Below are 23,492 nucleotides of genomic sequence, written 5' to 3'. Positions count from 1 at the left end.
GCGCCGAGGGGCGGAAGCCGGCCGGGCGCTGTGAGGCGGGGGAGGAGAGGGGCGACCGTTCCGGTCTCCTCGACATGTGCCGAGGAGACCGGAACGTTCAGTGGGTGATGCGGTTCAGAGCCGGTCGAGGATGCTCTGGAGCTGCTTGACCTCGGCGGACTGGCCCGTGACGATGTCGTCGGCCAACTTCTTGGCGCCGGTGTTCTGGCCGTTCTTCTGCTGGTCCTTGGCCATGGCGATCGCGCCGTTGTGGTGCGCGATCATCATCTGGGCGAACATCTTGTCGAACTCGGCGCCCTTCATGGCCTTGAGTTCCTCCATGTCCTTGTCGGACATCATGCCGTCGCCCATGTCCATGCCGGGCATGTCCCCCATCGCCTCCGGCTTGCCCCAGGACTGCAGCCAGCCCTTCATGGTCGTGATCTCGGGGTCCTGGGCCTTCTCGATCTTCGCAGCGATGTCCGTGACCTCCGAGTCGGAGGCGCGGCCGTTGGCGAGCTTGGCCATCTCCAGAGCCTGCTCGTGGTGCGGGATCATCATCTGCGCGAACTTGACGTCCGCCTCGTTGAAGTCACTGGCAGGGGCGGCCTTGCCGGCATCGGCTGCTGCCGTGGCCGACGACGTGCTGCTGCCGTGGTCCATGCCGTTCATACCGTCCGTGCCGCCGCTACAGGCGGACAGCAGCAGGGCTCCGGCCGCCATGACGCCAACGGCGGCGATGCGGCGGGCGGGCTTGTGGCGGAGGGTTTGCGTGAAGGCGCTCATGGTCGATCTCACCTCGTGTGTCGGTGCTTCTAGCTGTATGGGTGCATGCGGAAGCGCGAGGTCGCGCAGAGTGCGCGCCTGCGAGAGCGCATCGGCCTACAGCCGCAGGACCGACAATTGGGTGAGAGCAGGCCCGCGTGGTGGCGGGTTGGGGCGCCGCAGGACAGGTGCTCGGGCGAGGAGGTCCGCCAACCAATCGGGGTGGCGGCTGAGTGCCGCACGCAGGAGGGCGGCGAGCACCCAGGCGCCGAGCATCACGGCCGTGCACAGCGAGAGCATGTCCATCGCCATCACGGGTGTATCCGCGGACGTCGAGCGCTTCTGGCCTGCCGCCTGGCTCGCGTGTGTGGACGCGGTGGGCTCATGAGCCGCCGAACGGTCGCCCGTCGTCTCCATCGACGCATGGGACGCCATGCGCGTGCGGGTTGAAGCCGAGTCGTCGGGATGCCCCACGGTGTGCATGACGAACACACCGAGTGCGAGCACGACGACGAGCAGCAGGTGCCCGAAGGCGCCTCCTGTTCGCAGGCGTCGGCTCACGTTCACTGCGGGACCTCCGGCCCGGTTGATGCGGATCGAGTCCGACAGTACCGAAGCGGGAGACCGGATGCTGTGACGGGGCTGGCATCCGCTGTTCTACTAAGCTGATTGAAAGTAATGGCTTCGACGGAGAGGCGGGCGTATGGGTACTTGGACGCCACGTCAGTGGGCGGCAGCGGCGGCCGTGGCTTTCGTCGCCGGTGTCGCGATCGGCGTGCCGACCGGAGTCGTGCCCACGCCCTTCTACACCCGGATGACCCCCGTGCTGTGGTGGAACTATCCAGTGTGGGCAGTGACGTCGCTCCTCATGGGTCTGCTGGTGGCGACCTATGTTGGACAACCCCCGGCCGTGAAGAGCAGTGGGTCGCGTTCACGCCGCGCCGTTTTCGCCGGGCTGCTGTCCGCCTTCGCCGTGGGCTGTCCGATCTGCAACAAACTGGTGGTCCTGGCCATCGGGGTCAGTGGCGCCCGCTCGTACTGGGCCCCGGCGCAGCCCTTCCTGGCGGTCGCCTCGCTGGCACTGCTCGTGCACGCGCTCGTACGCCGCCTGCGTACAGCCGACACCTGCCCGGTGCCTCGTGCGCCTTCCCCGTACGACCTCGGAGATCGTCAGAGCCCCGAAGCCTACGATGAACGTGCGCTGGTGCCGGGAGCGTCGCAGCCCGAGGGCGAAGGGAGCGGTCGTGCGTCAGCTGGGTGAGCTGGAGGCGGAGATCATGTACCGCCTGTGGACCTGGGGGCGTCCTGCCTCCGCCCGCGACGTGCTCACGGACATAAACAAGCAGCGCACCCTCGCCTACAGCACGGTCAAGACCGTCGCTGACATCCTCTACCGCAAGGGCATGCTCACGCGGCACAAGGAGGGCCGGGCCTGGGTCTACACGCCCACATGTACGCGTCAGCAGTACACGGCGGCGCTGATGCAGGACGCCCTTCACGACAACCCGGACCCGGCGGGTGCTCTGGCCAGTTTCCTGGAACAGATGAGTACAGAGGAAGTCGACGCGCTACGCTCGGCGCTCCGAGCGGTGAAGAGGCGGAGCAGCGCATGATCACAGCAGTGGGGCTGGCGGGATACGCGGTCCTCGTGGGCGCCGCGGTGCCTCCCCTGCTGGTTCGCGCCCGGTGGGCGCACCGCGCGCCGGGCGTCGCGGTCCTGGCGTGGCAGGGTCTCATGGTCACGTTCGTCGTCGCCACCGCTCTCGCGGTGTACCACATGGTGATGACCGAGCAGCACGTGCACGACGGACTGGTCGGGTTGCTCACCGTGTGCGGACTGGGCGCCGACGCCCCGGCCAGCAACGCGCCACCCACATTCGGGGACGCGCTGGGGATCGCCGCCCCCGTCACGGTCGTGCTGTTGCCGGTCTGCTGGCTGGTTCGGTGCGCCTGGCGGGCTCGACGTGCTCGCGCCCGTCAGCTGGACCTGCTGACCCTTGTCGGCGAGCCGGCACCCGAGTACGGCGCCACGATCGTCGACTACGACGTCCCGGCTGTTTACTGCCTCGCGGGACGTGGCTCTCACATCGTCGTCACTCGGGGCGCGCTGGATGCGCTGTCCGAGGAGCAGTTGAGAGCCGTACTGGATCACGAGCGTGCCCACATCGCGGGTCGGCATCACCTGCTGAAGATCCTCGTCGACGCGTTCTCCCGCGCGTTCCTTGGCCTGCCGCTCGCCCGGCACGCCAAGGAACAGACCAACCTGCTGCTGGAAATGATCGCGGACGACCGCGCGCTGCGGTTCCACTCCCGGGAGGTCTTCGCCACCGCGATGTGCGAGGTTGCGGCCGGACGGGCCCCGCAGGTGGCCCTGGGGGCCGGTGGATCGGGCGCCGTCATCCGGCTGCGGCGCGTCCTCACCCCGGAGCCCCGGCCGCACCGCGCGGCCTGGCTTGGCATTGTTGCGGCGACCATCGCGGCTCCGCTGCTGCCCCTGCTGGTGGCGTGCGGGCCCTGACTCGTACAGGACCCGCACTATCCCCTTAACAGTTGCGCATCTCTGCGCGGCTGCGTGCTTCCACACAGCAGGAGCACCTCACCGGGAGCCGCGTCCGCCTTCCAGCTAAACGCCGGGGAACCCGGCGCTCGAACACGGACACCCGGCCTCGTCGAGGTGCCTTAGGACCCTACTGCTAAATTCCTTAGCTGTATAGTGAATGCTGTGAGAGGGGAGCCCCTTGCCACATGAGATCGATTTGGGCTGGCCGACGGCCCCGCAGCAGGCCGAGACTCAGCGTCAGACGAGGTACGCCTGCATCGCCCGGTGCAGCGTCTGGTTGACCGCACCATGCAGCGGCAGGTCCCACTCGCCGAGCGATTCGCCGACTTCGCTGCCGCTGCCGCACCTCTCGGGCGGGAGTCGGCGGCGGGACCGGGTGGCGGCGCTGTTCGTGGGCACGCAGACGGTGGGCATCTCGAGCACGAAGTCGTCGACGCCCTCATTCGCTGGTGGCGGGGCGATCCCGCTCGTGGTACAGACGGGGCGCTAGGAATGTCGAGGTGTGTCGTCATGCCTGCTCCTCGCTCCTCATTGGCCCGGCCTGCGCTCCCGCGGCCTCAGCCGGGTTAGTGGTGGCGGGCTCGGGCTGCGCGTGCCGCGGCCTGCGGTGGGCCAGGAAAGCTTTGCCCCGACGGATGCCTAGGCGGCCCAGGACGACGTGGCCGGCCATGAAGACGACCTTCAGCACGATGAGTACCAGCACGCCGTTGGCGGCCCAATCCGTCCACGATGTGGCAGCCAGCGCCGCTCCAGCCGCACCCAGGTGCAGGGCGACGACGAGTGCGCCGACCGCCAGCAGGCCTATCGTTCTGGCGAGCCTTCGGCGCCTCCACTTTTCGTCCCTGGGTGCTTGGACTTGGCCGGAGGGTGGAGGCGTCGGCGGATCCTGCCAGGTGACCGTCAGCCCGTCGCGTCGGCCGATCTTTTCGAGGCGTCCGGTGATGCCGTTCTGGAGCCGCTGCAGGGCGTCTTCGTCGTCGGCTTCGACGTGCAGCGTCAAGGCGTCCGGGGTGGCGTCAAGAGCCCATTGGCCCTCGGCGAAGCGGACGGTTCCATGGGTGTCGGACCACTCGACGTGCTGGACGTCGGGCATTTGACGGCCGCCATGGGCGGCGGGCGCCTGGTGGCGCATCCGCCGCATCATGCTGGTGTGGCGGCAGAGTTGGACGAGGTACCGGCTCGCGCGGTCGGTCGCGATCCGTGCTTCGGCGGTCGGCATGGGATTCCTTTCTCGGGCCTGTCCCGCAGGGCGGGCGCCTTCGTGCGCGGATATGCGGTCGAGTGGGCATCGACAAGTTGGGACATGGCTCCAGGGCGCCCTCCCCGCGGAGGTCAGATCCTGGTGACGGCGGCCAGCCAGGCCCGGACGCCGCCCGGGTTGGTGGTGATGTCGATGGTGGCCGGTTCGATGGAGTCGACTCGCCAACCGTCGGCGAAAGAGGCTTCGATCTCGGCCCGCGTCACCCGCCGCGGCCCCTGGCTGCCGGGCTGCTGGTCGCTGAAGCAGAGCATCGAGTAGCGACCGCCCGGCCGCAGCGCGGCTCGCAGGCTGTCGACGAAGGCGACGCGGTCTTCGTCGTTGAAGATGTGGAACAGCCCGCAGTCGAGGACGGTGTCGAAGGACTCTCCGAGATCGCCCAGCTTTCGGGCGTCGTGGTGGAGGAACTGTGCGGCAAGGCCCCGGTCGCGTGCCTTCTTCTTCGCGGCCTCCAGGGCGCGGGAGGCGAGGTCGATGCCGGTGGCGTCCAAGCCCAGGCTGGCACACATGAGCACGTGCTCGCCGGTCCCGCAGCCGACGTCCAACACTCGGCCTCGGACTTCTCCCGCGTCGGTGAGTGCGAGGAAGGCCGGCTGGGGTCGACCGATGTCCCAGGCCGGCCGACTGGCGTACAGGTCGTCGGGCCGGTGCCGCGGAGTGTCGACGCCGAGGTGGCGGTGCGGGCTGGACATGAGGGTGTCCTCCATCGCCGGTGATCGTCCGGATCGTCGTCCGGCTTTTATCAGGCCAGCCTTATCGAGACAGAGTGTCTATATCAAGTCTGACTGTATTGATGTCGACGTCATGCGCACCCTTGGTGGTGCCGGGGTGATGTGTGCCCGGACAGGAATCATGCCTAGTGGTCCATTCGGCGGAGGTGGACATGCAGCGCGTCCCCGCACCGTGGAGCCCCATCGGGAAGTCCTCCGGATGCAGCACAGGGATCCGCGCCGCTGCCTTGGCCGCTGCCGGATCCGTAGTCCTGGCTGCCTCCACCAGTGCGGCGGGCTCGGATGGTTCCGGACCAAGCGACGACGCTAAAGCAGGTGGCGCCCCCGAAGTGCGCAGATCACGATCACGCCCTCGACTGACAGCTCGGCCGTTGCCGTCGACCGGAAGGTGACCGTGCGCGCCGACGGCGGGGAGCTCACCTCTGTGAAGGTCAGCACAGACGGACCCGGCACGCTGGCAGGCGCGCTTTCGAAGGACACGGGCCACCTGGACGTCGTCCGCCAAGCTCGCTCTCGGCGTGACCTACAACGTGGAGGCCCGCGCCACCGGCGAGGACGGCAAGCAGCGCAGCAGGAGCGCCACCTTCACCACCGCTGAGCCGAGCAAGGACCAGACCTTCGTCGGCGAGTACCACCCGGACAAGGGCACCACGGTGGGCGTGGCCATGCCTGTCTCGATCGTGTTCAACAAGCCGATCCACGACAAGGCGGCCGTCGAGCGCCGCTTGGAGGTCACCTCCAGCCCCGTATTCGCCGGCGCGTGGAGCTGGTTGAAGGACCGGGACGGACGGGACCGGATCGACTTGCGGCCCAAGGCGTTCTGGAAGCCGGGCACCGATGTCATCGCTGGTGTCACGGCACCGCTTGAGGCAGTGGTGATCGAACGTACCGGGTACATGCCGATGTTGGAGCGACCGGATGCGCTCAACGCAGAGTTGGGGCACTTCCTGGACAGGCCGGGGGGGGGCTGATTCGACCGACGATGGGAGGCCCCGGGCTTGCCGGGTGCCTCCCATCGAATTCCTCGCCGCTCGTGGTTACTTGAAGGATCGCAGCCGCAGGCTGTTGGTCACGACGAAGACCGAGGAGAACGCCATGGCCGCGCCCGCGATCATCGGGTTGAGCATGCCGAAGGCGGCCAGAGGCAAGGCGGCGACATTGTAGCCAAACGCCCAGAAGAGGTTGCCCTTGATGGTGGCGAGGGTCTTGCGTGAGAGGCGGATGGCGTCCGCGGCCACGCGCAGGTCGCCTCGTACGAGGGTCAGGTCGCCCGCCTCGATCGCCGCGTCCGTGCCGGTGCCCATCGCAAGGCCAAGGTCTGCGGTGGCCAGGGCAGCCGCGTCGTTGACGCCGTCGCCGACCATGGCGACCGTACGGCCTTCGTTCTGCAGTCGCCTGACGACGTCCACCTTGTCCTGGGGGAGGACCTCGGCGATCACCTCGTCGATTCCCACCGCCCGGGCCACGGACTCTGCGACGAGCTGGTTGTCGCCGGTCAGCAGGACGGGCCGCAGGCCGAGTCGACGCAGTTCGGCGACGGCTTCGGCGCTGGTCTCCTTGACCGCGTCGGCGACGGTGAGCACACCGCGCGCGTGACCGTCCCAGGCGACGGCCAGCGCCGTACGGCCCTCGGCCTCCGCCGCGGACTTGGCCTCGGCCAGCTCGAGGGGCAGCTCGATGGCCCATTCCTTCAGAAGCCGCTCGCGTCCGACGAGCACCGCGTGCCCGTCGACGATGCCCTGGACGCCCAGGCCGGCGACGTTGTCGAAGTTCTCCGGGACCGGCAGGTTTCCGACCCGCTCGATGGCCCCGGCGGCAATCGCCCGCGCGATCGGGTGCTCGGAGGCCTGCTCCAACGTGCCCGCCACCCAAAGCAGTTCGCCCTCCTTCATGCCTTTGGCGACGTACACGTCCTGGAGGGTCATCCGGCCGGTGGTCACGGTGCCGGTCTTGTCCAGGACGACGGTGTCGACCCGCCGCGTGGACTCCAGCACCTCCGGACCCTTGATCAGGATGCCGAGCTGGGCGCCGCGCCCTGTGCCGACCATCAGTGCGGTCGGCGTGGCCAGACCCAGCGCGCACGGGCAGGCGATGATGAGCACGGCGACGGCCGCGGTGAACGCGGCGGTGGCGTCACCGGTGACGAACAGCCAGGTCAGCAGGGTGCCTAGGGCGATGAGGATGACCCCAGGCACGAAGACCGACGAGATCCGGTCGGCGAGGCGCTGCACCTCGGCCTTGCCGTTCTGCGCGTCCTCGACCAGCTTGGCCATCCGTGCGAGCTGGGTGTCCACGCCGACGCGGGTCGCCTCCACGACGAGCCGGCCGCCGGCGTTGACCGTGGCACCGGTTACCGCGTCGCCGACGGTCACATCGACGGGTACGGACTCGCCGGTCAGCATGGACGCGTCCACGGCGGAGACGCCTTCGACGACGGTGCCGTCGGTGGCGACCTTCTCGCCGGGCCGTACGACGAACCGGTCGCCGACCGCCAACTGTGCGACGGGAACGCGGACTTCCTTGCCGTCACGCAGCACGGAGACGTCCTTGGCGCCGAGCTCCAGCAGCGCCCGCAGGGCGGCGCCTGCCTTGCGCTTGGACTTCGCCTCCAGATAGCGCCCCGAGAGGATGAAGGCGGTCACGCCGGCCGCGGCCTCCAGGTAGATGGAGGAGGAGCCGTCCGTGCGGGAGACGGTGAGGCCGAAGCCGTGCCGCATGCCCGGCATGCCCGCATGGCCGAAGAACAGCGCCCAGAGCGACCAGCCGAAGGCGGCGAGCGTGCCGATGGAGACCAGCGTGTCCATGGTCGCCGCGCCGTGCCGGGCATTGGTGAACGCTGCCCTGTGGAAGGGGAGGGCGCCCCAGACGACAACTGGCGTGGCCAGCGACAGCGACAGCCACTGCCAGTTGTCGAACTGCAGGGCAGGAACCATCGCCATGAGGATGACCGGCACCGAAAGCACCAGAGACACAGTCAGACGCTGACGCAAGGAGAGCAGCTCGCCGTCCGGCTCCGCCGGAGCGGCCTCGGCGGTGTCGCCGGCCGGGGGAGCGGGAGGCGGCGGCTCTTCGGCGGTGTAGCCGGTCTTCACCACGGTGGCGATGAGATCGGCGACCTCGATGCCCGGGCCGTAGGCGACCTTCGCCTTCTCGGTGGCGAAGTTGACCGTGGCGGTGACGCCGTCCATTCGGTTGAGCTTCTTCTCGACGCGGGCCGCGCACGAGGCGCAGGTCATGCCGCCGATGGAGAGCTCGACTTCGGAGGGGGCAGAGGCCGTACCGCTGAGCGTCGTCTCGGGTGCCGTGCTGGTCATGCGTATCTCCTGTAAGGAGGCCGGGACGTACGGCGTCCGTATCAGCGGAGCGGTAGGTCCCGGCGTGGGGAGGCGAATCGCGTGATGGCCGGGGCGGCGAGCCCCGAAGGGGCCGTCAGGCCTGGCTGACGAGCTCGTAGCCGGCCTCATCGACGGCGGCGCGCACGGCCGCCTCGTCGAGCGGGGCGGCGGAGGTGACGGTGACCTCTCCGGTCTTGGCGACGGCCGTGACGGAGGTGACGCCTTCCAGGCCGGATATCTCCTTCGAGACCGAGCCTTCGCAGTGGCCGCAGGTCATGCCCGACACCTTGTACACGGTGGTGACGCCGATGCCCTGAACATCGGTCGCGGTGCCCGAGCCGCAGGAACCGCCGCAGCAGGAGCTGGAGTTCGTCTGTTCGGTCATTGTTTCTTCCTCAGGGTGTGGATGCGTGGGGTCGGTCCTGAGGCCGATAGGGATTCTTCGGCTCATCCCGACGACAACGGAGACTATACCCCCTGGGGGTATTTCTCCACCTGTAATGCTGCCCACACGGCTCTGGCCCTCCCGTGCTGTGCTCACTAAGGTGCTTAGTATGCGTCGCGGACCTGCGACGACAACTTCACATCGAGGCGACGGTGCGCAGGAACCTGGTGAGAATCCGGGACGGTCCCGCCACTGTGACCGGGGTGCCCCGGGAGTCAGACACTGACCCGTCGTCCTCCAGGCAAGTGGGGCGTGTGCACCCCATGAGGAGGTTCCATGAGTGCTTCGGCGGTCCCCGAGGCGCGATCGGTCACAGGGCTGGTCGTCCATCCGCTGCGCGACGGACTCATCACCGCGGCGGTGGTCATCCTCGCGCTGGTCGCGCTCGACGCGGTCTTCCTGGACCAGGGCGCACTGCTCTCCCCGGTGCTGGGCAAGATCGCGGCATCGGCCAACTACGTCCACGAGTTCGCCCACGACGGCCGCCATCTCCTCGGCGCCCCCTGCCACTGAGGAGCACGTCGATGACTTCTCTCCTGTCTCTGCTGGGGCGCGGTGCGCTTGCCGGCGGGGCCGCCGGGCTGGTCAGCGGCGGCTTCTCGTACCTGTTCGCGGAGCCGGTACTGGACCGGGCCGTGCGGCTGGAGGCCGCCCGTGAAGAGGCGAGCGGCACGACCGCCGCCGAGGTCTTCTCCCGCTCCACCCAGCACGCGGGTCTCGTGGTGGCCGCCGTCGTCACCGGCGCGGCGATCGGGGTGCTCTTCGCCGTGGTGTACGCGATCCTGTACCACAGGGACCCGGACGCCACCCCCTGGCAGCGGTCCCTGGCGCTCGCGGGAGCCGCGTTCACCGGCGTCTGGCTGCTGCCGTTCCTCCGCTATCCCGCCAATCCTCCGGGCGTTGGCGATCCGGGAACGATCGGGCTTCGGTCCGGAGCCTGGCTGGCGGCGATCGCGATCGGTGTGATCGCCGTCGTGCTGGCCTGGCGGCTGCACGAGTGGCTGGCCCAGCGCGAGTACGGCGCGCCTGCGCGCCAATTCGTCGTGGCGGCCGTTGTCGTGGCCGCTCTGGCGTTGCTGTTCGCGCTCCCCGACAACCCTGACGCGGTGAGCGCCCCGGCCACGCCGGTGTGGGACTTCCGGCTGCTCTCGGCCGCCTCCATGGGGCTGATGTGGGGCGGGATGGCCGCAGGCTTCGGCCTCCTCGGGCTGCGGGCGGCGCGCGGTGTGAGGGCGGCCACGCCCCTCCCGGCCGTTCCCGCCGCCTGACGGCTCAGGCTGCAGGGCCGCGGCCGGCATGCGCGTACGTTGCCGATGCCGGCCGCGGCCATCGAGGACCGGCCGGCATCTGCCGGGCCGGGCTGATGATGGCTGCCATCAGGCAGCCATCATCAGCAGCATCCCGGACATGGTCACCCCCATGCCGATGTGTGCCGCCAGTGCGGCGTCCGGTGCGGCGCCGACCTTACGGCGGCGGCCCCGACAAGTCGGCTCGCCCGTCCGCGCCTTGTCCCAGACGGAGAGCGTCAGCGACGCCAGGAACACAACCAGTGTGTCCGGGACGGCAAGCAGCCAGCGCCCCCAGTTCCGGCCCGCGGCGAGGTTCTTGTGCGTGCCGCGTACCCGCGCCCACACGGACGCGGCGATCGAGAGAAGGAAATACACCGCGAGCGCGGCGATGAGTATGCGCCACACGGCACTCGAGTCCCCGGAGACACCGGTACTGGCCGCCGTGTCGGTCATGCCCGGCATGCCCATCCCGGGCATGGACCCCATCCCTTCCATCCCCTCCATCGAGCTCATCCCGGCCGTGCCGCCGGTGCTCGTGGTGTCCGCTATGTTCTCCATCCCCGGCATGTTTGCCATGGGGGACCCGAGCGCGAGGACGGGACCGGACGACGTGCTCGTCATCGCGAGCGTCATGATCACCATGCCGAAGCTGCCGACGATGAGGTGCACCCAGTGGCGGCCGTGCTGCCACCCGCTCGTGCGCGTGTGCTTGACCGCCAGCGCCACACCGCCCAGCCCGAGCAGCGCGAACGCCACCGCCCACCACATGCCGTAGTCCGCGTACCAGGCGAGGGTCGCGGGCAGGGTCATGAGGGCCATACACAGGCCCATGAGGAGCTCGCCGCCCGCAGCGAGCTGTGTCTCGCCGCTGGTGGTCACCATCCGGACCGCGCTGACGGCCGCCACCAGAGCGGCGACCGCCGCGATGGACCAACTGAGCGTCGCGTTTCCCATTGCCGCCTTCCCGAGCGTCCCCGTGTGGGCCATCAACTGCTAGTGCCCTTAGTACGTTTGGGATACGGGTGGTGTTCAGGAGGCTGGTGGGATTTCGCGCATCGTCAGCTCTGCTGGGGCTTTGGGAGTCGGCCGCCGCGACCGGAGCGGGCGACTGCGACGAGGATCGCCGCGCTCATGCCGTACAGCACCACGGTCGCGGCGGTCCGGCTGGCCCCGTACGTCTGCGTCGGAGGTAGATACACGGGCCGCGTCTCGGAGATATTCCGTTCCGAACCCTGCTGGACGACGACCCAGCTCTCCGCGGTCCGGTTCCGGGCGTCCCTGAACGTCGCGCACAGGAACCAGCGGCTCTCCGCGATGCGGCCGCGCTCGGTGCCGTCGGCGACGGGTGTGAGTCGTCCGGTGGCCTTCTCTCCGGCGCGGTGTGCGACCAACTCGACGGGGCGAAGTGCCGGGTCGTCCGTGGTGAGCGTGACGTCGACCCCGTGCTGCCCGACGAACGCCGTCCACCGCGCCTGGCCCACAGCGGTGCCCTGCCCCGGGTCGTGGGCGAGGGCGCGGGTCGCGGTGAGGAGAGGGAGAGCGAGCAGGAGGACCGAGGCGACGGCCATGGCCTGTACTCCGCGGCGCCAGATGCGCGGCACGCCTTCGGACGCCAGGACTATCAGACAGAGCCGAGCCGGGAAGGGCCAACAGCAGTGAGGGAGTGACCTGATCGGTGGAGACGGCAGTGCCGTGCGGCACCACCGGAAGCAGCAGCACGAACGTCGCGTGCACGGCCATCGGCGCAACGAGGGCCAACCACCACGGCGAGGGGCGCCACCGGTGCACGAGGTCGACCGCAACCGCCACGATGAGCACCGGCGGGACGATCGGCGTGGAGTGACCGAGCAGGGTGAGGAAGGCGACCGTCAGCAGCCGGGCCGCGGTGACCAGCAGGGCGGCGCCGACGACGGCGTCCGGGCGCGGGTCGAAGCGGCGGATGACCACCACGGCCAGGGTCACGCCGGCGCTGACGACCGGCAGATACCAGAGCGCCGAGAACTGGGGCGCGTCGGAGTCGTACTCCATGACCGGCACCAGCGCCGCGGCCAGCACCAGGGAGTCGGCGGCCGAGACCGCCAGACGGCTGCCGCCTTCCTGTACGACGGCTCGCGACAGCGCCACGGCAGTGCCATCGTCGCCACGATGGCCAGCAGGTGTGGGGGGTTCCACAGTACGGCGTCCCGGCCGAAGGCGGTGTGCCAGGCCGCATCCGCGGGCGCCGCGATGCCCACGGCCGCTCCGGAGACGACGGTCCCTCGCAGGACGGGTCCCTAAGGATGCCGGCCACTCCCTGCCGACGGGCATGCGGCCACGCCCAGCGGGCGAGTGCTCCGAGGGTGACCAGGATCGAGCCGTAGAGCAGCACGTGCGGTGCGCTCCAGAAGCCGTCACGTCCCACATCCGTGTGCAGCGAGTCGTCCCAGTAGGTGCTGAACAGCGCGAGTGCGCCGCTCGTCACCGCTGCCAGCAGCCAGCCCATGCCTCTGCCACTCTCCGCCGAGAAGTGCCGTAACCTCTCCGATGTCCTATACCCCATAGGGGTATAGGACATCGGCTGGGCAGGACTCTCGCCCCAGCCGGAGCCCTTGAGTTGGTCGTTCGACTGAGGGCGGGTTGACTACCACTGTGCGGCCCTATGGGCGCGGTGGACGCTGGCGCGGGCTCAGCGCACGGTCAGCGTCCCCTTCATGTTCGGGTGGAAGGTACAGGTGAAGGCGTAACTGCCGGCCTTGGACGGGGCGGTGAAGGTCCCCGACTTGCCGCCGGCGATGCTGCCGGTGTCGAAGGCCCCACCCTCTGAGGCCGTGACGGTGTGCGCGGTGGAGTCCTCGTTGACCACGGTGATCTTCTCGCCTGCCTTCACCGTCAACGTGGCTGGGTTGAAGGCGAAGTTCTTCATCGTGATGCGTGGCGCGCCGGCGTTCGTAGAGGCGGGAGCGGGGGCCGAGGAAGCCGGGCTTGGCGTGGTCGATGTCGATCCGCCTCCCGAATTGGAGCAGGCGGTCGAGAACGACAGGGCTGCAATCGCCGCGAGGAGCAGGGGAACGGTGCGTCGGCGACGGGCTGAAGGTGACATCGGGGCGACCCTTCGGGGGTGGGGTACGGGGCGGCGTCAGGCGGCCCGCCGGGCGGGCTTGTCGACGGCGGGGGCGGCGGTCTCCGGTGGGGGTGACGCGGGGGCTGGGGCCGTGCCGGGCAGCCGGAGTCCTTTCAGGGACAGGGCGTTGACGGCGACGATGAAGCTGGAGCCGGACATGGACAGTGCGGCGATCTCTGGGCGGAGGACCAGACCGAAGGCCGGTTCGAAGACGCCGGCGGCGATGGGCAGGGCGATCGCGTTGTAGCCGATGGCCCAGCCGAGGTTCTGACGCATCTTGCGCAGGGTGCCGCGACCGATGCGCAGGGCGGTGGGCACGTCCAGCGGATCGGAGCGCATCAGGACGAGGTCGGCGGTCTCAATGGCGACATCGGTGCCCGCGCCGATGGCGATGCCGAGGTCGGCTTGGGCGAGGGCCGGGGCATCGTTGACGCCGTCGCCGACCATCGCCACCTTGCGGCCGGTGGCCTGGAGTTCGGCGACCTTGGCCGCTTTGTCGCCGGGGAGGACTTCGGCGATGACGGTGTCGATGCCCAGTTGCTGTGCGATCCGCTCGGCGGTGGCCTGGTTGTCGCCGGTGAGCATGACGACCTCGACGCCGAGGGCGTGCAGTTCTTTCACAGCGGTGGCGGACGTGTCTCGGGGCGCGTCGGCGATGCCGATCAGTCCGGCCGCTCGGCCGTCAACGGCGGCGATCACGACGGTGCGGCCGGTGGCGGCCAACTCGTCCCGTTTCTGCGTCAGTTCCCCGAGGTCGATGCCCTCGCGTTCGGCCAGGCGGCGGTTGCCGACCACGACCCGGTGGCCGGACACCTGGGCGATGGCGCCGTGGCCAGGGACGTTCTCGAAGCCGTCCGCACGTTCGGTGGCGAGTTCCTTCGCCTCGGCGTGCCGCACGACGGCCTCCGCGAGGGGGTGTTCCGATTCGCGCTCGACCGCCGCGACCAGGCGAAGCAACTCGTTCTCCGTCATGCCGGTGCCTGTGATCACGTCGGTGACCTCCGGCTCGCCCTTGGTGAGCGTGCCGGTCTTGTCCATGACCACGGTCTGGATGCGGGCAGAGGTCTCCAGGCCCATGGCGTTCTTGAACAGCACGCCCCGCTTGGCGCCCAGCCCGGTGCCGACCATGATCGCGGTGGGGGTGGCCAGGCCGAGTGCGTCCGGGCAGGTGATCACGACGACGGTGATGGCGAACAGCATCGCGGCGCCGAAGGATCGATCGGTGGCCAGCAGCCAGACGGCCAGGGTGGCGGCCCCGCCGATCAGGGCGACGAAGACCAGCCAGAACGCCGCCCGGTCGGCCAGTCGCTGGCCGGGCGCCTTGGAGTTCTGGGCCTGCTGGACGAGCTTGACGATCTGGGCGAGGGCGGTGTCCGAGCCGACTTTGGTCGCGCGGACGCGGAGCGTGCCGTTGGCGTTGATGGTGGCGCCGACGACCTGCGCGCCGGGTTCTTCGTGTACGGGCAGGCTCTCGCCGGTGACCATCGACTCGTCGACCTCGCTGGTGCCCTCCTCGACCACGCCGTCGACGGCGATCTTCGCGCCCGGGCGGACCAGCAGCAGGTCGCCGACCTTTACCTCGGCGGTGGGCACCTCGACGGGCTCGTCGTTGCGCAGCACCAGCGCCTTGGGCGGGGCCAGGTCGAGGAGCGTGCGGATGGCATCGTTGGCGCCGCCGCGGGCCCGCATCTCGAACCAGTGGCCGAGCAGCACGAAGGAGGCCAGCACGGTGGCCGCCTCGTAGAAGACGTCCCCGCCGCCGGTGAGCGTGACGATCAGGGAGTACAGCCAGCCGGAGCCGACGGCGACCGCGACCAGCACCATCATGTCCAGGGTGCGGGCGCGCAGGGCTCGTATGGCGCCGTCGAAGAAGATCGTGCACGAGTAGAAGATCACCGGCAGGCTCAGCAGCAGTGCCCACACGTCCTCGCGCAGCCCGAACGGCACCGGCACGTCCAGGTTGAAGACGTCCCTGCCGATCGGCGACCAGATCACGATGGGGATCGAGAACAGCGCGGCGACGAGGAACCGGTTGCGCATGTCGGCGACCATGGACGCCATCGACATCGCTCCGTGCCCGCCGTGGCCCATCATCTCGTGGGGTGAGGGCATCTCCTCCTCGTGTTCGTGGGCCGCGTGCTCGGCAGGAGCGCTGGGCTCGTGGACGTGTGGCTCGTGCACCTGGGGTTCGGCGCCGTGCTCGGACGGCACAGTCGCTGCCGCGGGGCCCGTGTGGGCAGTCGGCGCCGGCGCGGTCAGGGAAGGGGGATCGGGTTCGGCCATCGGGTCGCAGACGTGGGCCGGGACCGACTGGCCTGCGCAGTGGTAGCCGCACTCCTCCACCCAGTGCCGCAACTCGGCCAGGGACGTACGCCGTGGGTCGAAGACCACCGTCGCCGTCTGCCCCACCGGGTTGGCCTCGACATCCAGCACGCCCGGCTGCCGACGCAGGACAGCGGTGACGGTGCTCTGCTGGGAGGCCCAGCTGAGGCCCCGTACGTCCAGCACCGCGGTGCTGCGCTCCTTGGGCGGCGGCGCGGGCCGAGGCTCCGAGGGACCGTCATGATGCGCGTGGCCAGCGTGCTCCACGTGGTGGTCGCGCACGGTCACTTCTCCTTCGACGGATGGGTGCCCGAGGCGTGCGCCGTGGTCGGACGCCGTCCGGGTGGGCGCAGCCGCAGACGGCGGGGCAGGCGCGGAGGCCCGGCGAGTACGGTCAGGATGCGAGCCGCCTGGACGCTGGAGGCTGCCAGCACGAGCCCGCTGATCAGGACGAGGACTCCGGTGCCGAGGCCGGGTGCCGAGCGCAGCCCCTGGTACAGCGCGCCCATCGCGAGTGTGGCCACGATGGTCAGCGCCCAGAACCACCGTTGCGCGCGGCGGACGTCGACACCGGCCCCTCGGGGTGTGCGACCGGGGGTGTTCATCAGTGGCCCTTCGGGTTGTTGACCCACACCTCGACAGTGACAGCTATGAGACTTAGTAGCAACACTGTTGCGATGGCCATGGAGATCTTGCGTTCACGCCACAGTCGGCGTGGGCTGCGGTCGAGGAACGGCACCAGGAAGATCAGGGCGAAGACGCCCGCGATGACGTAGGCGATCGAGGCGACCCCGAACCACTCCTCCATGGGGAAGAACCACCAGAACATCCACAGCGGCCGAGTGATCTCGATGTCGGCGACCGGCGTCGGACCGAGCACCGGAGGCAGGACCACGGCCAGGATCGACAGCACGCCCAGCAGGACGAGTCCGAAGGCGCCGACCCGCTTCAGGTGCGCGGTGAACGGCTCGGGCACCTCCTCCTCCGGCTTCGGGATCGCCGGGTGGGACGAGATCTTGTGCCGTTTGACGAGCAGCGCGTGCCAGACGAAGAGCAGCAGGATCAGGCCGGGGATGATGACCGCGTGGGCGGTGTACAGGCGTTCCACGATCGGCACCCGGTCCGTCAGCTTCGGCGTGAACCAGATGCCTGCGCCGCCCAGCAGTTTGGCGACGTCGAGGTTGTGGGCCAGGGCCTCGTAGCCCTCCTGGTCCCACTTGATGACGGTGCCGGTGAAGACGGCGAGGAAGGCGAGCAGGAACATGGCGCTGCCGATGATCCAGTTGCCCTCGCGCGGCTTCTTGAAGGAGGCGTGGAAGAACACCCGCAGCAGGTGGAGCAGGGCGAAGACGAACATTGCCTGGGCCGCCCAGTAGTGCAGGCCGCGGGCGAAGCCGCCCAGCCAGACGTCGGTGACGAGGCCGCGCACCGACTGGTTGGCGTCCTCCGGGGTCGGCGAGTAGAACTGCGCCATGTAGACGCCGGTGACCAGCAGCGTCACGAATGACACCACGGTCAGGCCGCCCAGGCTCCAGGTCAGGTTGTTGGCGTGCTCGGGCACCGGATAGGCCAGCGCCTTGATGCCCATCCGGTCGTCGATCACATCGACGGCTCGCCGGAAGCTGCCGCGGTGAGCGGTCTCTGCTGCGGTGGGCTCGGGTCCGGCGTCGGCAGCGCGTTCGGGCTGGTGGGCGGTCATGACGCCTCCCGATGCCTGCGGTCGCGGTGTTCCAGTTCGCGGAGGGTGTGCGGCGGGCGCAGGCGGCGCGAGAGCCACAGCCCACCGCCGATCGCGGCGGCGCCCAGGCCGAGCAGTACGGCGTCACCGCCGTCGGAGATGCCGCGTGCGGGGCGGAACTCGTCGAGGACGACGCTCGTGCCGGTCTCGTCGCCGGTTGCGGGTCGGCCGGACTTGGGTGCGGAAGGCAGCTTGCCGCCCAGCGAGTCCAGCAGCAGCCCCTTGACCTGACCGCTGACGGCCGCGCCGTAGCCCGGCTGCTCGATCAGGTCCTGCGCCTTGCGGACCTTGGTCAGGTCGACGCCTTCCTTGTGCGGGGCCATGAGGGCGTCGTCGACGCGCTCGGCGACCTGGTCTTCGTAGGCATCATTGGCGATCAGCGCGACGGCCTGCTCAACGAGCACCGCCGACTCGTCGCTCTCCTCCCCGTGCGCCCAGGCAGTGCCGGAGGTGGCGATGGGGATCAGCAGAGCAGCCGCGGCGACCGCTCCCGACACGATCAGACCTGGCCTTCGCCGGAAGGCCTCGTTTCTACGCATGACGGTCAACCTCGTTCATGGCGCTCTTCTGCGCTTGCTGAGGAATGACGGTCCGCGGCCGTGGGGTCTCCGCGGTGGAGAGCGGGACGTGCCCGCTTGGATCAGTGCTTGGTCAGGTCGGCACTGGTGGAATGCAGCACCCGCAGTCGACGCTGGTACTCCTCCTCGTCGATCTCGCCGCGTGCGAACCGCTCGGCGAGCAGCTGCTCGGCGGAGGGCGGCGTCGGCGGCGTCCAAGGGGTGGTGTCGTGTGAGACGCCGGGTGCGGACCGGCTGAGAGCGCGGTAGAGCAGGACGAAGGCCGTGATGATCAGGCCCCAGAAGACGAGCATTCCGAGGGAGGCGCCGAACCATCCCCAGCCGCTCATGTTGTGGTCGTACCAGAACATCATGGCGATCACTTCCAGGATCGAAGAGCTGGACATGGACTGCAACCGCGCCAGGAAGGGCGGTTTACAGCCACCGTCCTCTCACTAAGGGAATTAGTGCATAGGCCGGATGGCCCTGTGCCGGGGACGGTGGGCCCCTACTGGGTGGGGGTAGGAGTGACGACAGTGGATGCGGTACTGCCACCCCCGGGGTGAAGGAGTCCGCCATGAACCCGGCCGACCTGGTCGTCATCGTCGTCTCCGCCGTCGCCGTCGCCGCACTGGGCTGGTTCTTCTTCGGCCCGCGCCGGGCGCGCGCGGCAGAGTTCTCTGACGGGGTGCAGCGGGTCACGGTGACCGTGCGCGGCGGCTACAGCCCCGACGTGATCCGGCTGCGCCAGGGGGTTCCGGCGGAACTGGTCTTCGATCGTCAGGAATCCGGCGAGTGCACCAACAGGGTCGTCTTCCCCGAGTTGCGCGTAAGCGCCGCGCTGCCGGCGTACGAGCGGACGACAGTACGGCTCACTCCGGAGCAGCCAGGGGCGTTCGGCTTCGCGTGCGGGATGAACATGATCCATGGCACCGTGGTGGTCGAACCGGGTGAAGGGCCGGGTGCGGATGGCTCTCCCCCGCCTGGCGAGAACACCCAGAGGTCGGGCACCCACGCCCCGTTCGCCGGGCCGAGCGAAGGGCAGGCCGCCAGGGCGGAAGCCGCCGAGGCCGCCGAGCGGCGAGCGGAGATACGAGATCTGAGCCGTCGCGTGGCCTTCGGCGCCGTACTGACCGCGCCGGTGCTCTTCGCGGTGATGGCCGACTCGCTCTTCAACGCGGACTGGGTGCCCGGCTGGATGCTCAACCACTGGTTGCAGCTGCTGCTGATCACTCCCGTGATGTTCTACACCGGGTGGCCCATCCACCGCACCGGCTGGCTCACCCTCGCCCACCGCGCCGCCGACATGAACTCGCTCATCACCCTCGGCACGGTTGCCGCGTACGGCTACAGCCTGCTGGTGACCGTCGGCCCCGGCCTGCTGCCCGAGGACTTGCGAGAGGTGTACTTCGAGGCGGTCGGGGTGATCCTCACCCTGATCCTGCTCGGACGGTTGTTGGAAGCCAGGGCCAAGGCCGGCACCGGCGAGGCCATCCGCGCCCTGCTCGGGCTGCAGGCGCGTACTGCCCGCGTCGTACGCGACGGGGTTGAGGCCGAGATCCCGGTGGAGGACGTACAGGTCGGCGACGAGGTCGTCGTGCGGCCCGGCGAGAAGATGCCGGTGGACGCAGAAGTGCTCTCCGGCTCCTCCGCTGTGGACGAGTCGATGGTCACCGGGGAGCCCATGCCGGTCACCAAGCGTGCCGGGGACACGGTCATCGGTGCAACCGTCAACGGCACGGGCTCGCTGCGCGTGCGCGCGGCGAAGGTCGGCGCGGACACGATGCTGGCCCAGATCATCCGGCTGGTGCGGCAGGCACAGGCGTCCAAGGCGCCCATCCAGCGGCTCGCCGACGCCACCTCCGCCTACTTCGTGCCGGCTGTGATCGCCATCGCTATTGCCACCTTCGCGATCTGGTACACCCTTGGGCCATCCCCCGCACTCACGCTGGCGCTGGTCTCCGCGGTCGCCGTCTTGATCATCGCCTGCCCGTGCGCGCTGGGCCTGGCCACGCCGATGTCCATCATGGTCGGCACCGGCAAGGGCGCTCGCGCGGGCATTCTGATCCGCTCGGCCGAGGCCCTGGAGACCGCCCACAAGCTGGACACCGTCGTCCTCGACAAGACCGGCACCATCACCGCCGGGGCGCCCGTTCTCACCGACCTCTGCCCGATCGGCGACGTCGAAACCGATCGATTGCTCGCTCTGGTGGCCGCAGCCGAACGCGACAGTGAGCACCCGTTGGCCGCTGCGATCGTCGATGGTGCCCGCAAGGCCGGTCTCGAACTGCCTTCCACGTCCGGGTTCGACTCGGTGACCGGCAAGGGCGTGCAGGCCACGGTGGACGGCCACGCCGTGCTGGTCGGGGCGATACGGCTACTCGCCGATGTCGGTATCGAGACCGCGGAGCTCGAACCGATCGCGGCCGGGCTGTCCGCGCAGGGCAAGACGCCGGTGCTGGCCGCGGTCGATGGTCGGCCGGCCGGTGTGCTCGCAGTGGCCGACACTGTCAAGGAGGACTCGGCCGCGGCCATCGGCGCGCTGCGGCAGATGGGCGTCGACGTGGTCATGCTGACCGGCGACAACCGTCGTACGGCCGCCGCCATCGCCACGGAGGTCGGCATCGAACGGGTGCTCGCCGAGGTGCTGCCCGAGCACAAGGCCGACGCTGTACGCACTCTGCAGGCCGAGGGCCGCCGGGTGGGCATGGTCGGCGACGGCATCAACGATGCCCCTGCCCTGGCCGCTGCCGACGTGGGCCTGGCCATCGGCACCGGCACGGACGTGGCCATCGAGGCCGCCGACATCACCCTCATCTCCGGCTCGCTGTCCGGTGTCGTCACCGCGATCCGGCTGTCTCGCGCGACCATGCGCAACATTCGGCAGAACCTGTTCTTCGCTCTGGTCTACAACGCTGTTGGCGTCCCGGTCGCCGCCGGAGCCCTCTACCCCGTGTGGGGCATCCGGCTCAGCCCGATCATCGCGGCTGCCGCCATGGCCCTGTCCTCCCTGTCCGTGGTCACCAATGCCAACCGGCTGCGCCACTGGCGCTCAGCTCCGCTGACCGGTGCCGTTCCTACCGTGGTCAAGCCACGCGTGGAGGTCCCGGAGGACCGTCACACCGCCAGTCCGGGCACGCCCCGCGACCGCACGGACACCTCGGTCGAGACCACCACGGTCACCGACCCGGTCTGCGGCATGAGCATCAGCCCGGACGCCGCCGCCGAACAGCGCGAACTGGACGGCCACACCTACCACTTCTGCTCCCAGCAGTGCGCCAGCACGTTCGACGCCGACCCCGCCCGCTATGTCAGAGCCGGCGCATAGGAGCGCCCGAGACCCTACGGAGTCAGCCATGACCAAGCAGGCCGAACCCCCGCCTCCGGGCGACCGGCCTTCGCCGGCCGCGCCGCCTCCGCCGCCCGCCTGGCGGCACTGGCTGTGGCCGCTGGCGATCCTCCTGGCCGTCGGCCTGTGGGTGGCGCTGCCCGGGACGCGTTCCAGCGAGCCGGTGAAGATGGACCTGACGTACTCGAAGTTCCTCACCGACGTCGACAGCGGCAAGGTGAAGAACGTCACCCTCAAGACCGACGGCGAGGCGAGCGGCACGCTCACCAATGGACACCGCTTCACCACCGTCGTCCCCGTCCAGCTTGCCGGTGACCAGTTGCTGAACCGCCTGGAGAAGAACAAGGTGGCGGTGACGGCCTCGCCGCCCTCCACCTCGCCGTCCTTCGGTTCCCAGGTGCTGTCCTGGATCCTGCTGCTCGGCCCGTTCGTGCTGATCATCTGGTTCTGGCGCAGGCTGTCGAAGGGCGCGGCCGGCCAGATGCAGGGCATGCTGGGCGGCGTCGGCAAGTCCAAGGTCAAGGTGTTCGACGCGGAACGCCCGGAGACGACGTTCGTAGACGTCGCCGGGTACGAGGGCGCCAAGGCCGAGATCGCCGAGGTCGTTGACTTCCTGCGCCGGCCCGACCGTTACCGCCGTGCCGGGGCGATGGCACCGCGTGGCGTCCTGATGGTCGGCCCGCCCGGCACCGGCAAGACACTGCTCGCCCGGGCGGTCGCAGGCGAGGCCGAAGTGCCGTTCCTGTCGGTGGCCGGGTCCAGCTTCGTCGAGATGTACGTCGGGGTCGGCGCCGCTCGGGTGCGGGACCTGTTCGCCGAGGCCCGCAAGCGGGCGCCCGCCATCGTCTTCGTCGACGAGATCGACGCGCTCGGCAGCCGCCGCGCCGCGGCCGGATCGATCGTCTCCAACGACGAACGCGAGCAGACGCTCAACCAACTCCTCTCGGAGATGGACGGGTTCGAGGCATCCGAAGGCATCGTCGTCCTGGCCGCCACAAACCGGCCCGAGGTCCTGGACCCTGCCCTGTTGCGCCCCGGACGCTTCGACCGCCAGGTCACCATCCCGCTGCCCACCCTGGCCGAGCGCGCTGCGATCCTGGCCGTGCACTGCCAGGACAAGCAGCTGGGCCCCGACCTCGACCTGGACGTGGTGGCGCGCGGCACGCCTGGCTTCTCCGGCGCGGACCTGGCCAACCTGGCCAACGAGGCCGCCATTGTGGCCGTGCGCGACGGTCGCGAGGTGCTGGTCGCGGAAGATTTCGACGCGGCCCGGGACCGGATCCTGCTCGGCCGCCGGGAGGGCTCGAACGTGCTGTTGCCCGCCGAGAAGGAGGCCGTGGCCGTCCACGAGGCCGGGCATGCCCTGGTTGCTGCACTGTCTCCGAGCGCGGATCCGGTGGCCAAGGTCACCATCCTGCCTGCGGGACAGGCCTTGGGAGTGACCGAGCAACTGCCTTTGGTGGAGCGGCACTTGTACGGTGAGGACTACCTCACCCAGACGCTCGCGGTACGGCTCGGCGGCCGCGCAGCCGAACTGGTCGTCCTGGACCAGGGGTCCACCGGGGCGGCCAACGACCTCGCGGGCGCCACCGAGTTGGCCACCAAGATGGTCCGCGAGTTCGGCCTCTCACCGGCCCTCGGTCCCGTCGGTTACCCGCAGGGCGGGTCGGTGTTCCTCGGCAGCGGCGGTCCCGCCATGAGCAGCCGTTCCTTCGCCGAGGCCACTCAGGCCGCCATCGACGCCGAGGTCGCCCGCCTGCTCCGGGAGGCCGAGCAGCAGGCCACCGATCTGCTCACCGAACACCGTACACAGCTGGACGAGTTGGCGGATCTGCTGCTCAAGCAGGAGACGGTGGACGGCACCGTGGTCTACGGCCTCCTGGGCACCGAACCCCCGAGTGCCCACCCCACCGGCGAGACGATCGCGCCCCGTCGCGTCTCCGTCACCAAGGAATCCGCCGCACACCGCAGTGGCCATGCGCACGCGGCACCCGCTCCGGCCCCGGGCCAGGACCGGTCGCCCGGCACGTCTACGAAGGCCGAGCCATGACATGCCCCGTTATC

The 23,492-nt window shown here is 69.6% G+C and carries 23 protein-coding genes, 1 pseudogene and 1 riboswitch; of the genes and pseudogenes, 9 read left to right on the top strand and 15 right to left on the bottom strand.

Annotation, left to right across the window (positions count from 1 at the left end):
- Window positions 1–114: 114 nt before the first annotated feature.
- Both ACFY1J_RS42420 and ACFY1J_RS42415 read right to left on the bottom strand, forming a co-directional pair.
- Window positions 115–765, bottom strand: a complete 651-nt coding sequence (locus ACFY1J_RS42420) for a DUF305 domain-containing protein (protein ID WP_390712719.1) — start codon at window positions 763–765, stop codon at window positions 115–117.
- 96 nt (window positions 766–861) lie between these two features.
- Window positions 862–1,305, bottom strand: coding sequence for a hypothetical protein (locus ACFY1J_RS42415; protein ID WP_390712720.1), 444 nt, complete (start codon window positions 1,303–1,305; stop codon window positions 862–864).
- 142 nt (window positions 1,306–1,447) lie between these two features.
- Between ACFY1J_RS42415 and ACFY1J_RS42410 the strand changes: the two genes are divergently transcribed.
- From ACFY1J_RS42410 to ACFY1J_RS42400, 3 genes are read left to right on the top strand one after another with little or no spacing between them, the layout of a single operon-like run.
- Window positions 1,448–2,005, top strand: a complete 558-nt coding sequence (locus ACFY1J_RS42410) for a hypothetical protein (RefSeq protein WP_390712721.1) — start codon at window positions 1,448–1,450, stop codon at window positions 2,003–2,005.
- Window positions 1,989–2,357, top strand: coding sequence for a BlaI/MecI/CopY family transcriptional regulator (locus ACFY1J_RS42405; protein WP_390712722.1), 369 nt, complete (start codon window positions 1,989–1,991; stop codon window positions 2,355–2,357). The genes ACFY1J_RS42410 and ACFY1J_RS42405 overlap by 17 nt, the downstream gene beginning before the upstream one ends.
- Window positions 2,354–3,262, top strand: coding sequence for a M56 family metallopeptidase (locus ACFY1J_RS42400; protein WP_390712723.1), 909 nt, complete (start codon window positions 2,354–2,356; stop codon window positions 3,260–3,262). Before ACFY1J_RS42405 ends, ACFY1J_RS42400 begins: the two co-directional genes overlap by 4 nt.
- Before the next feature lie 279 nt (window positions 3,263–3,541).
- Here ACFY1J_RS42400 and ACFY1J_RS42395 read toward each other — a convergent pair whose 3' ends face one another.
- The 3 genes from ACFY1J_RS42395 to ACFY1J_RS42385 form a co-directional block, all read right to left on the bottom strand.
- Window positions 3,542–3,727: a hypothetical protein gene (locus ACFY1J_RS42395; protein WP_390712724.1), complete on the bottom strand. Its 186-nt coding sequence runs from the start codon at window positions 3,725–3,727 to the stop codon at window positions 3,542–3,544.
- An 85-nt stretch (window positions 3,728–3,812) separates the two neighbouring features.
- The gene (locus ACFY1J_RS42390) at window positions 3,813–4,523 is read right to left on the bottom strand and encodes a DUF2218 domain-containing protein (RefSeq protein WP_390712725.1); all 711 of its coding nucleotides are present in this window, start codon (window positions 4,521–4,523) and stop codon (window positions 3,813–3,815) included.
- Window positions 4,524–4,636: 113 nt separating this feature from the next.
- Complete coding sequence (locus tag ACFY1J_RS42385; RefSeq protein ID WP_390712726.1) at window positions 4,637–5,269, bottom strand: class I SAM-dependent methyltransferase; 633 nt, start codon at window positions 5,267–5,269, stop codon at window positions 4,637–4,639.
- Window positions 5,270–5,763: 494 nt separating this feature from the next.
- Between ACFY1J_RS42385 and ACFY1J_RS42380 the strand changes: the two are divergent.
- Window positions 5,764–6,264, top strand: a pseudogene (locus tag ACFY1J_RS42380) (Ig-like domain-containing protein); the annotation flags it as partial.
- A gap of 66 nt (window positions 6,265–6,330) precedes the next feature.
- Here ACFY1J_RS42380 and ACFY1J_RS42375 read toward each other — a convergent pair.
- Window positions 6,331–8,607, bottom strand: coding sequence for a heavy metal translocating P-type ATPase (locus ACFY1J_RS42375; RefSeq protein WP_390712727.1), 2,277 nt, complete (start codon window positions 8,605–8,607; stop codon window positions 6,331–6,333).
- A gap of 115 nt (window positions 8,608–8,722) precedes the next feature.
- Window positions 8,723–9,013, bottom strand: a complete 291-nt coding sequence (locus ACFY1J_RS42370; RefSeq protein WP_390712728.1) for a heavy-metal-associated domain-containing protein — start codon at window positions 9,011–9,013, stop codon at window positions 8,723–8,725.
- Between the two features lie 154 nt (window positions 9,014–9,167).
- A riboswitch (cobalamin riboswitch) is annotated at window positions 9,168–9,319 on the top strand.
- A 30-nt stretch (window positions 9,320–9,349) separates the two neighbouring features.
- Between ACFY1J_RS42370 and ACFY1J_RS42365 the strand changes: the two genes are divergently transcribed.
- Window positions 9,350–9,586: a hypothetical protein gene (locus ACFY1J_RS42365; RefSeq protein WP_390712729.1), complete on the top strand. Its 237-nt coding sequence runs from the start codon at window positions 9,350–9,352 to the stop codon at window positions 9,584–9,586.
- Window positions 9,587–9,597: 11 nt separating this feature from the next.
- Window positions 9,598–10,341, top strand: a complete 744-nt coding sequence (locus ACFY1J_RS42360; RefSeq protein ID WP_390712730.1) for a CbtA family protein — start codon at window positions 9,598–9,600, stop codon at window positions 10,339–10,341.
- A 108-nt stretch (window positions 10,342–10,449) separates the two neighbouring features.
- On the opposite strand, the gene ACFY1J_RS42355 is transcribed toward ACFY1J_RS42360, so the two are convergent.
- Both ACFY1J_RS42355 and ACFY1J_RS42350 read right to left on the bottom strand, forming a co-directional pair.
- Window positions 10,450–11,316 carry a DUF5134 domain-containing protein gene (locus tag ACFY1J_RS42355; RefSeq protein ID WP_390712731.1) on the bottom strand — a complete coding sequence of 289 codons (867 nt, stop codon included), beginning with the start codon at window positions 11,314–11,316 and terminating at the stop codon, window positions 10,450–10,452.
- Between the two features lie 104 nt (window positions 11,317–11,420).
- On the bottom strand, window positions 11,421–11,930 hold the full coding sequence (locus ACFY1J_RS42350; protein WP_390712732.1) for a hypothetical protein: 510 nt from the start codon (window positions 11,928–11,930) through the stop codon (window positions 11,421–11,423).
- A gap of 271 nt (window positions 11,931–12,201) precedes the next feature.
- On the opposite strand from ACFY1J_RS42350, the gene ACFY1J_RS42345 reads away from it, so the two are divergent.
- Window positions 12,202–12,639: a hypothetical protein gene (locus ACFY1J_RS42345; protein ID WP_390712733.1), complete on the top strand. Its 438-nt coding sequence runs from the start codon at window positions 12,202–12,204 to the stop codon at window positions 12,637–12,639.
- Between the two features lie 388 nt (window positions 12,640–13,027).
- Here the strand turns inward: ACFY1J_RS42345 and ACFY1J_RS42340 are convergent, their stop codons facing one another.
- The 6 genes from ACFY1J_RS42340 to ACFY1J_RS42315 form a co-directional block, all read right to left on the bottom strand.
- Window positions 13,028–13,441: a cupredoxin domain-containing protein gene (locus tag ACFY1J_RS42340; RefSeq protein WP_390712734.1), complete on the bottom strand. Its 414-nt coding sequence runs from the start codon at window positions 13,439–13,441 to the stop codon at window positions 13,028–13,030.
- 36 nt (window positions 13,442–13,477) lie between these two features.
- Entirely contained in the window at window positions 13,478–16,066 is a 2,589-nt protein-coding gene (locus ACFY1J_RS42335) for a heavy metal translocating P-type ATPase (RefSeq protein ID WP_390733075.1), read from the bottom strand.
- A 2-nt stretch (window positions 16,067–16,068) separates the two neighbouring features.
- Window positions 16,069–16,389 (bottom strand): hypothetical protein, encoded by a 321-nt coding sequence (locus ACFY1J_RS42330; RefSeq protein ID WP_390712736.1) that lies wholly within the window; start codon window positions 16,387–16,389, stop codon window positions 16,069–16,071.
- A complete protein-coding gene (locus tag ACFY1J_RS42325) occupies window positions 16,389–17,483 on the bottom strand; it encodes a cytochrome b N-terminal domain-containing protein (RefSeq protein ID WP_390733074.1) in 1,095 nt (364 codons plus the stop codon). The genes ACFY1J_RS42330 and ACFY1J_RS42325 overlap by 1 nt, the downstream gene beginning before the upstream one ends.
- Window positions 17,480–18,061: a hypothetical protein gene (locus tag ACFY1J_RS42320; protein WP_390712738.1), complete on the bottom strand. Its 582-nt coding sequence runs from the start codon at window positions 18,059–18,061 to the stop codon at window positions 17,480–17,482. The genes ACFY1J_RS42325 and ACFY1J_RS42320 overlap by 4 nt, the downstream gene beginning before the upstream one ends.
- A 101-nt stretch (window positions 18,062–18,162) precedes the next feature.
- Complete coding sequence (locus ACFY1J_RS42315; protein WP_390712739.1) at window positions 18,163–18,486, bottom strand: SHOCT domain-containing protein; 324 nt, start codon at window positions 18,484–18,486, stop codon at window positions 18,163–18,165.
- Window positions 18,487–18,656: 170 nt separating this feature from the next.
- Between ACFY1J_RS42315 and ACFY1J_RS42310 the strand changes: the two genes are divergently transcribed.
- Together ACFY1J_RS42310 and ftsH are read left to right on the top strand one after the other, a co-directional pair.
- Window positions 18,657–21,407, top strand: a complete 2,751-nt coding sequence (locus ACFY1J_RS42310; protein ID WP_390712740.1) for a heavy metal translocating P-type ATPase — start codon at window positions 18,657–18,659, stop codon at window positions 21,405–21,407.
- Window positions 21,408–21,435: 28 nt separating this feature from the next.
- The gene (gene ftsH / locus ACFY1J_RS42305) at window positions 21,436–23,478 is read left to right on the top strand and encodes an ATP-dependent zinc metalloprotease FtsH (RefSeq protein WP_390712741.1); all 2,043 of its coding nucleotides are present in this window, start codon (window positions 21,436–21,438) and stop codon (window positions 23,476–23,478) included.
- The last annotated feature ends 14 nt before the right edge of the window (window positions 23,479–23,492 follow it).

The sequence above is a fragment of the Streptomyces sp. NPDC001406 genome, from assembly GCF_042895285.1.
In the GTDB taxonomy this organism is placed as follows: Bacteria; Actinomycetota; Actinomycetes; order Streptomycetales; family Streptomycetaceae; genus Streptomyces.
This window is presented reverse-complemented; position numbering and strand designations above follow the sequence as displayed.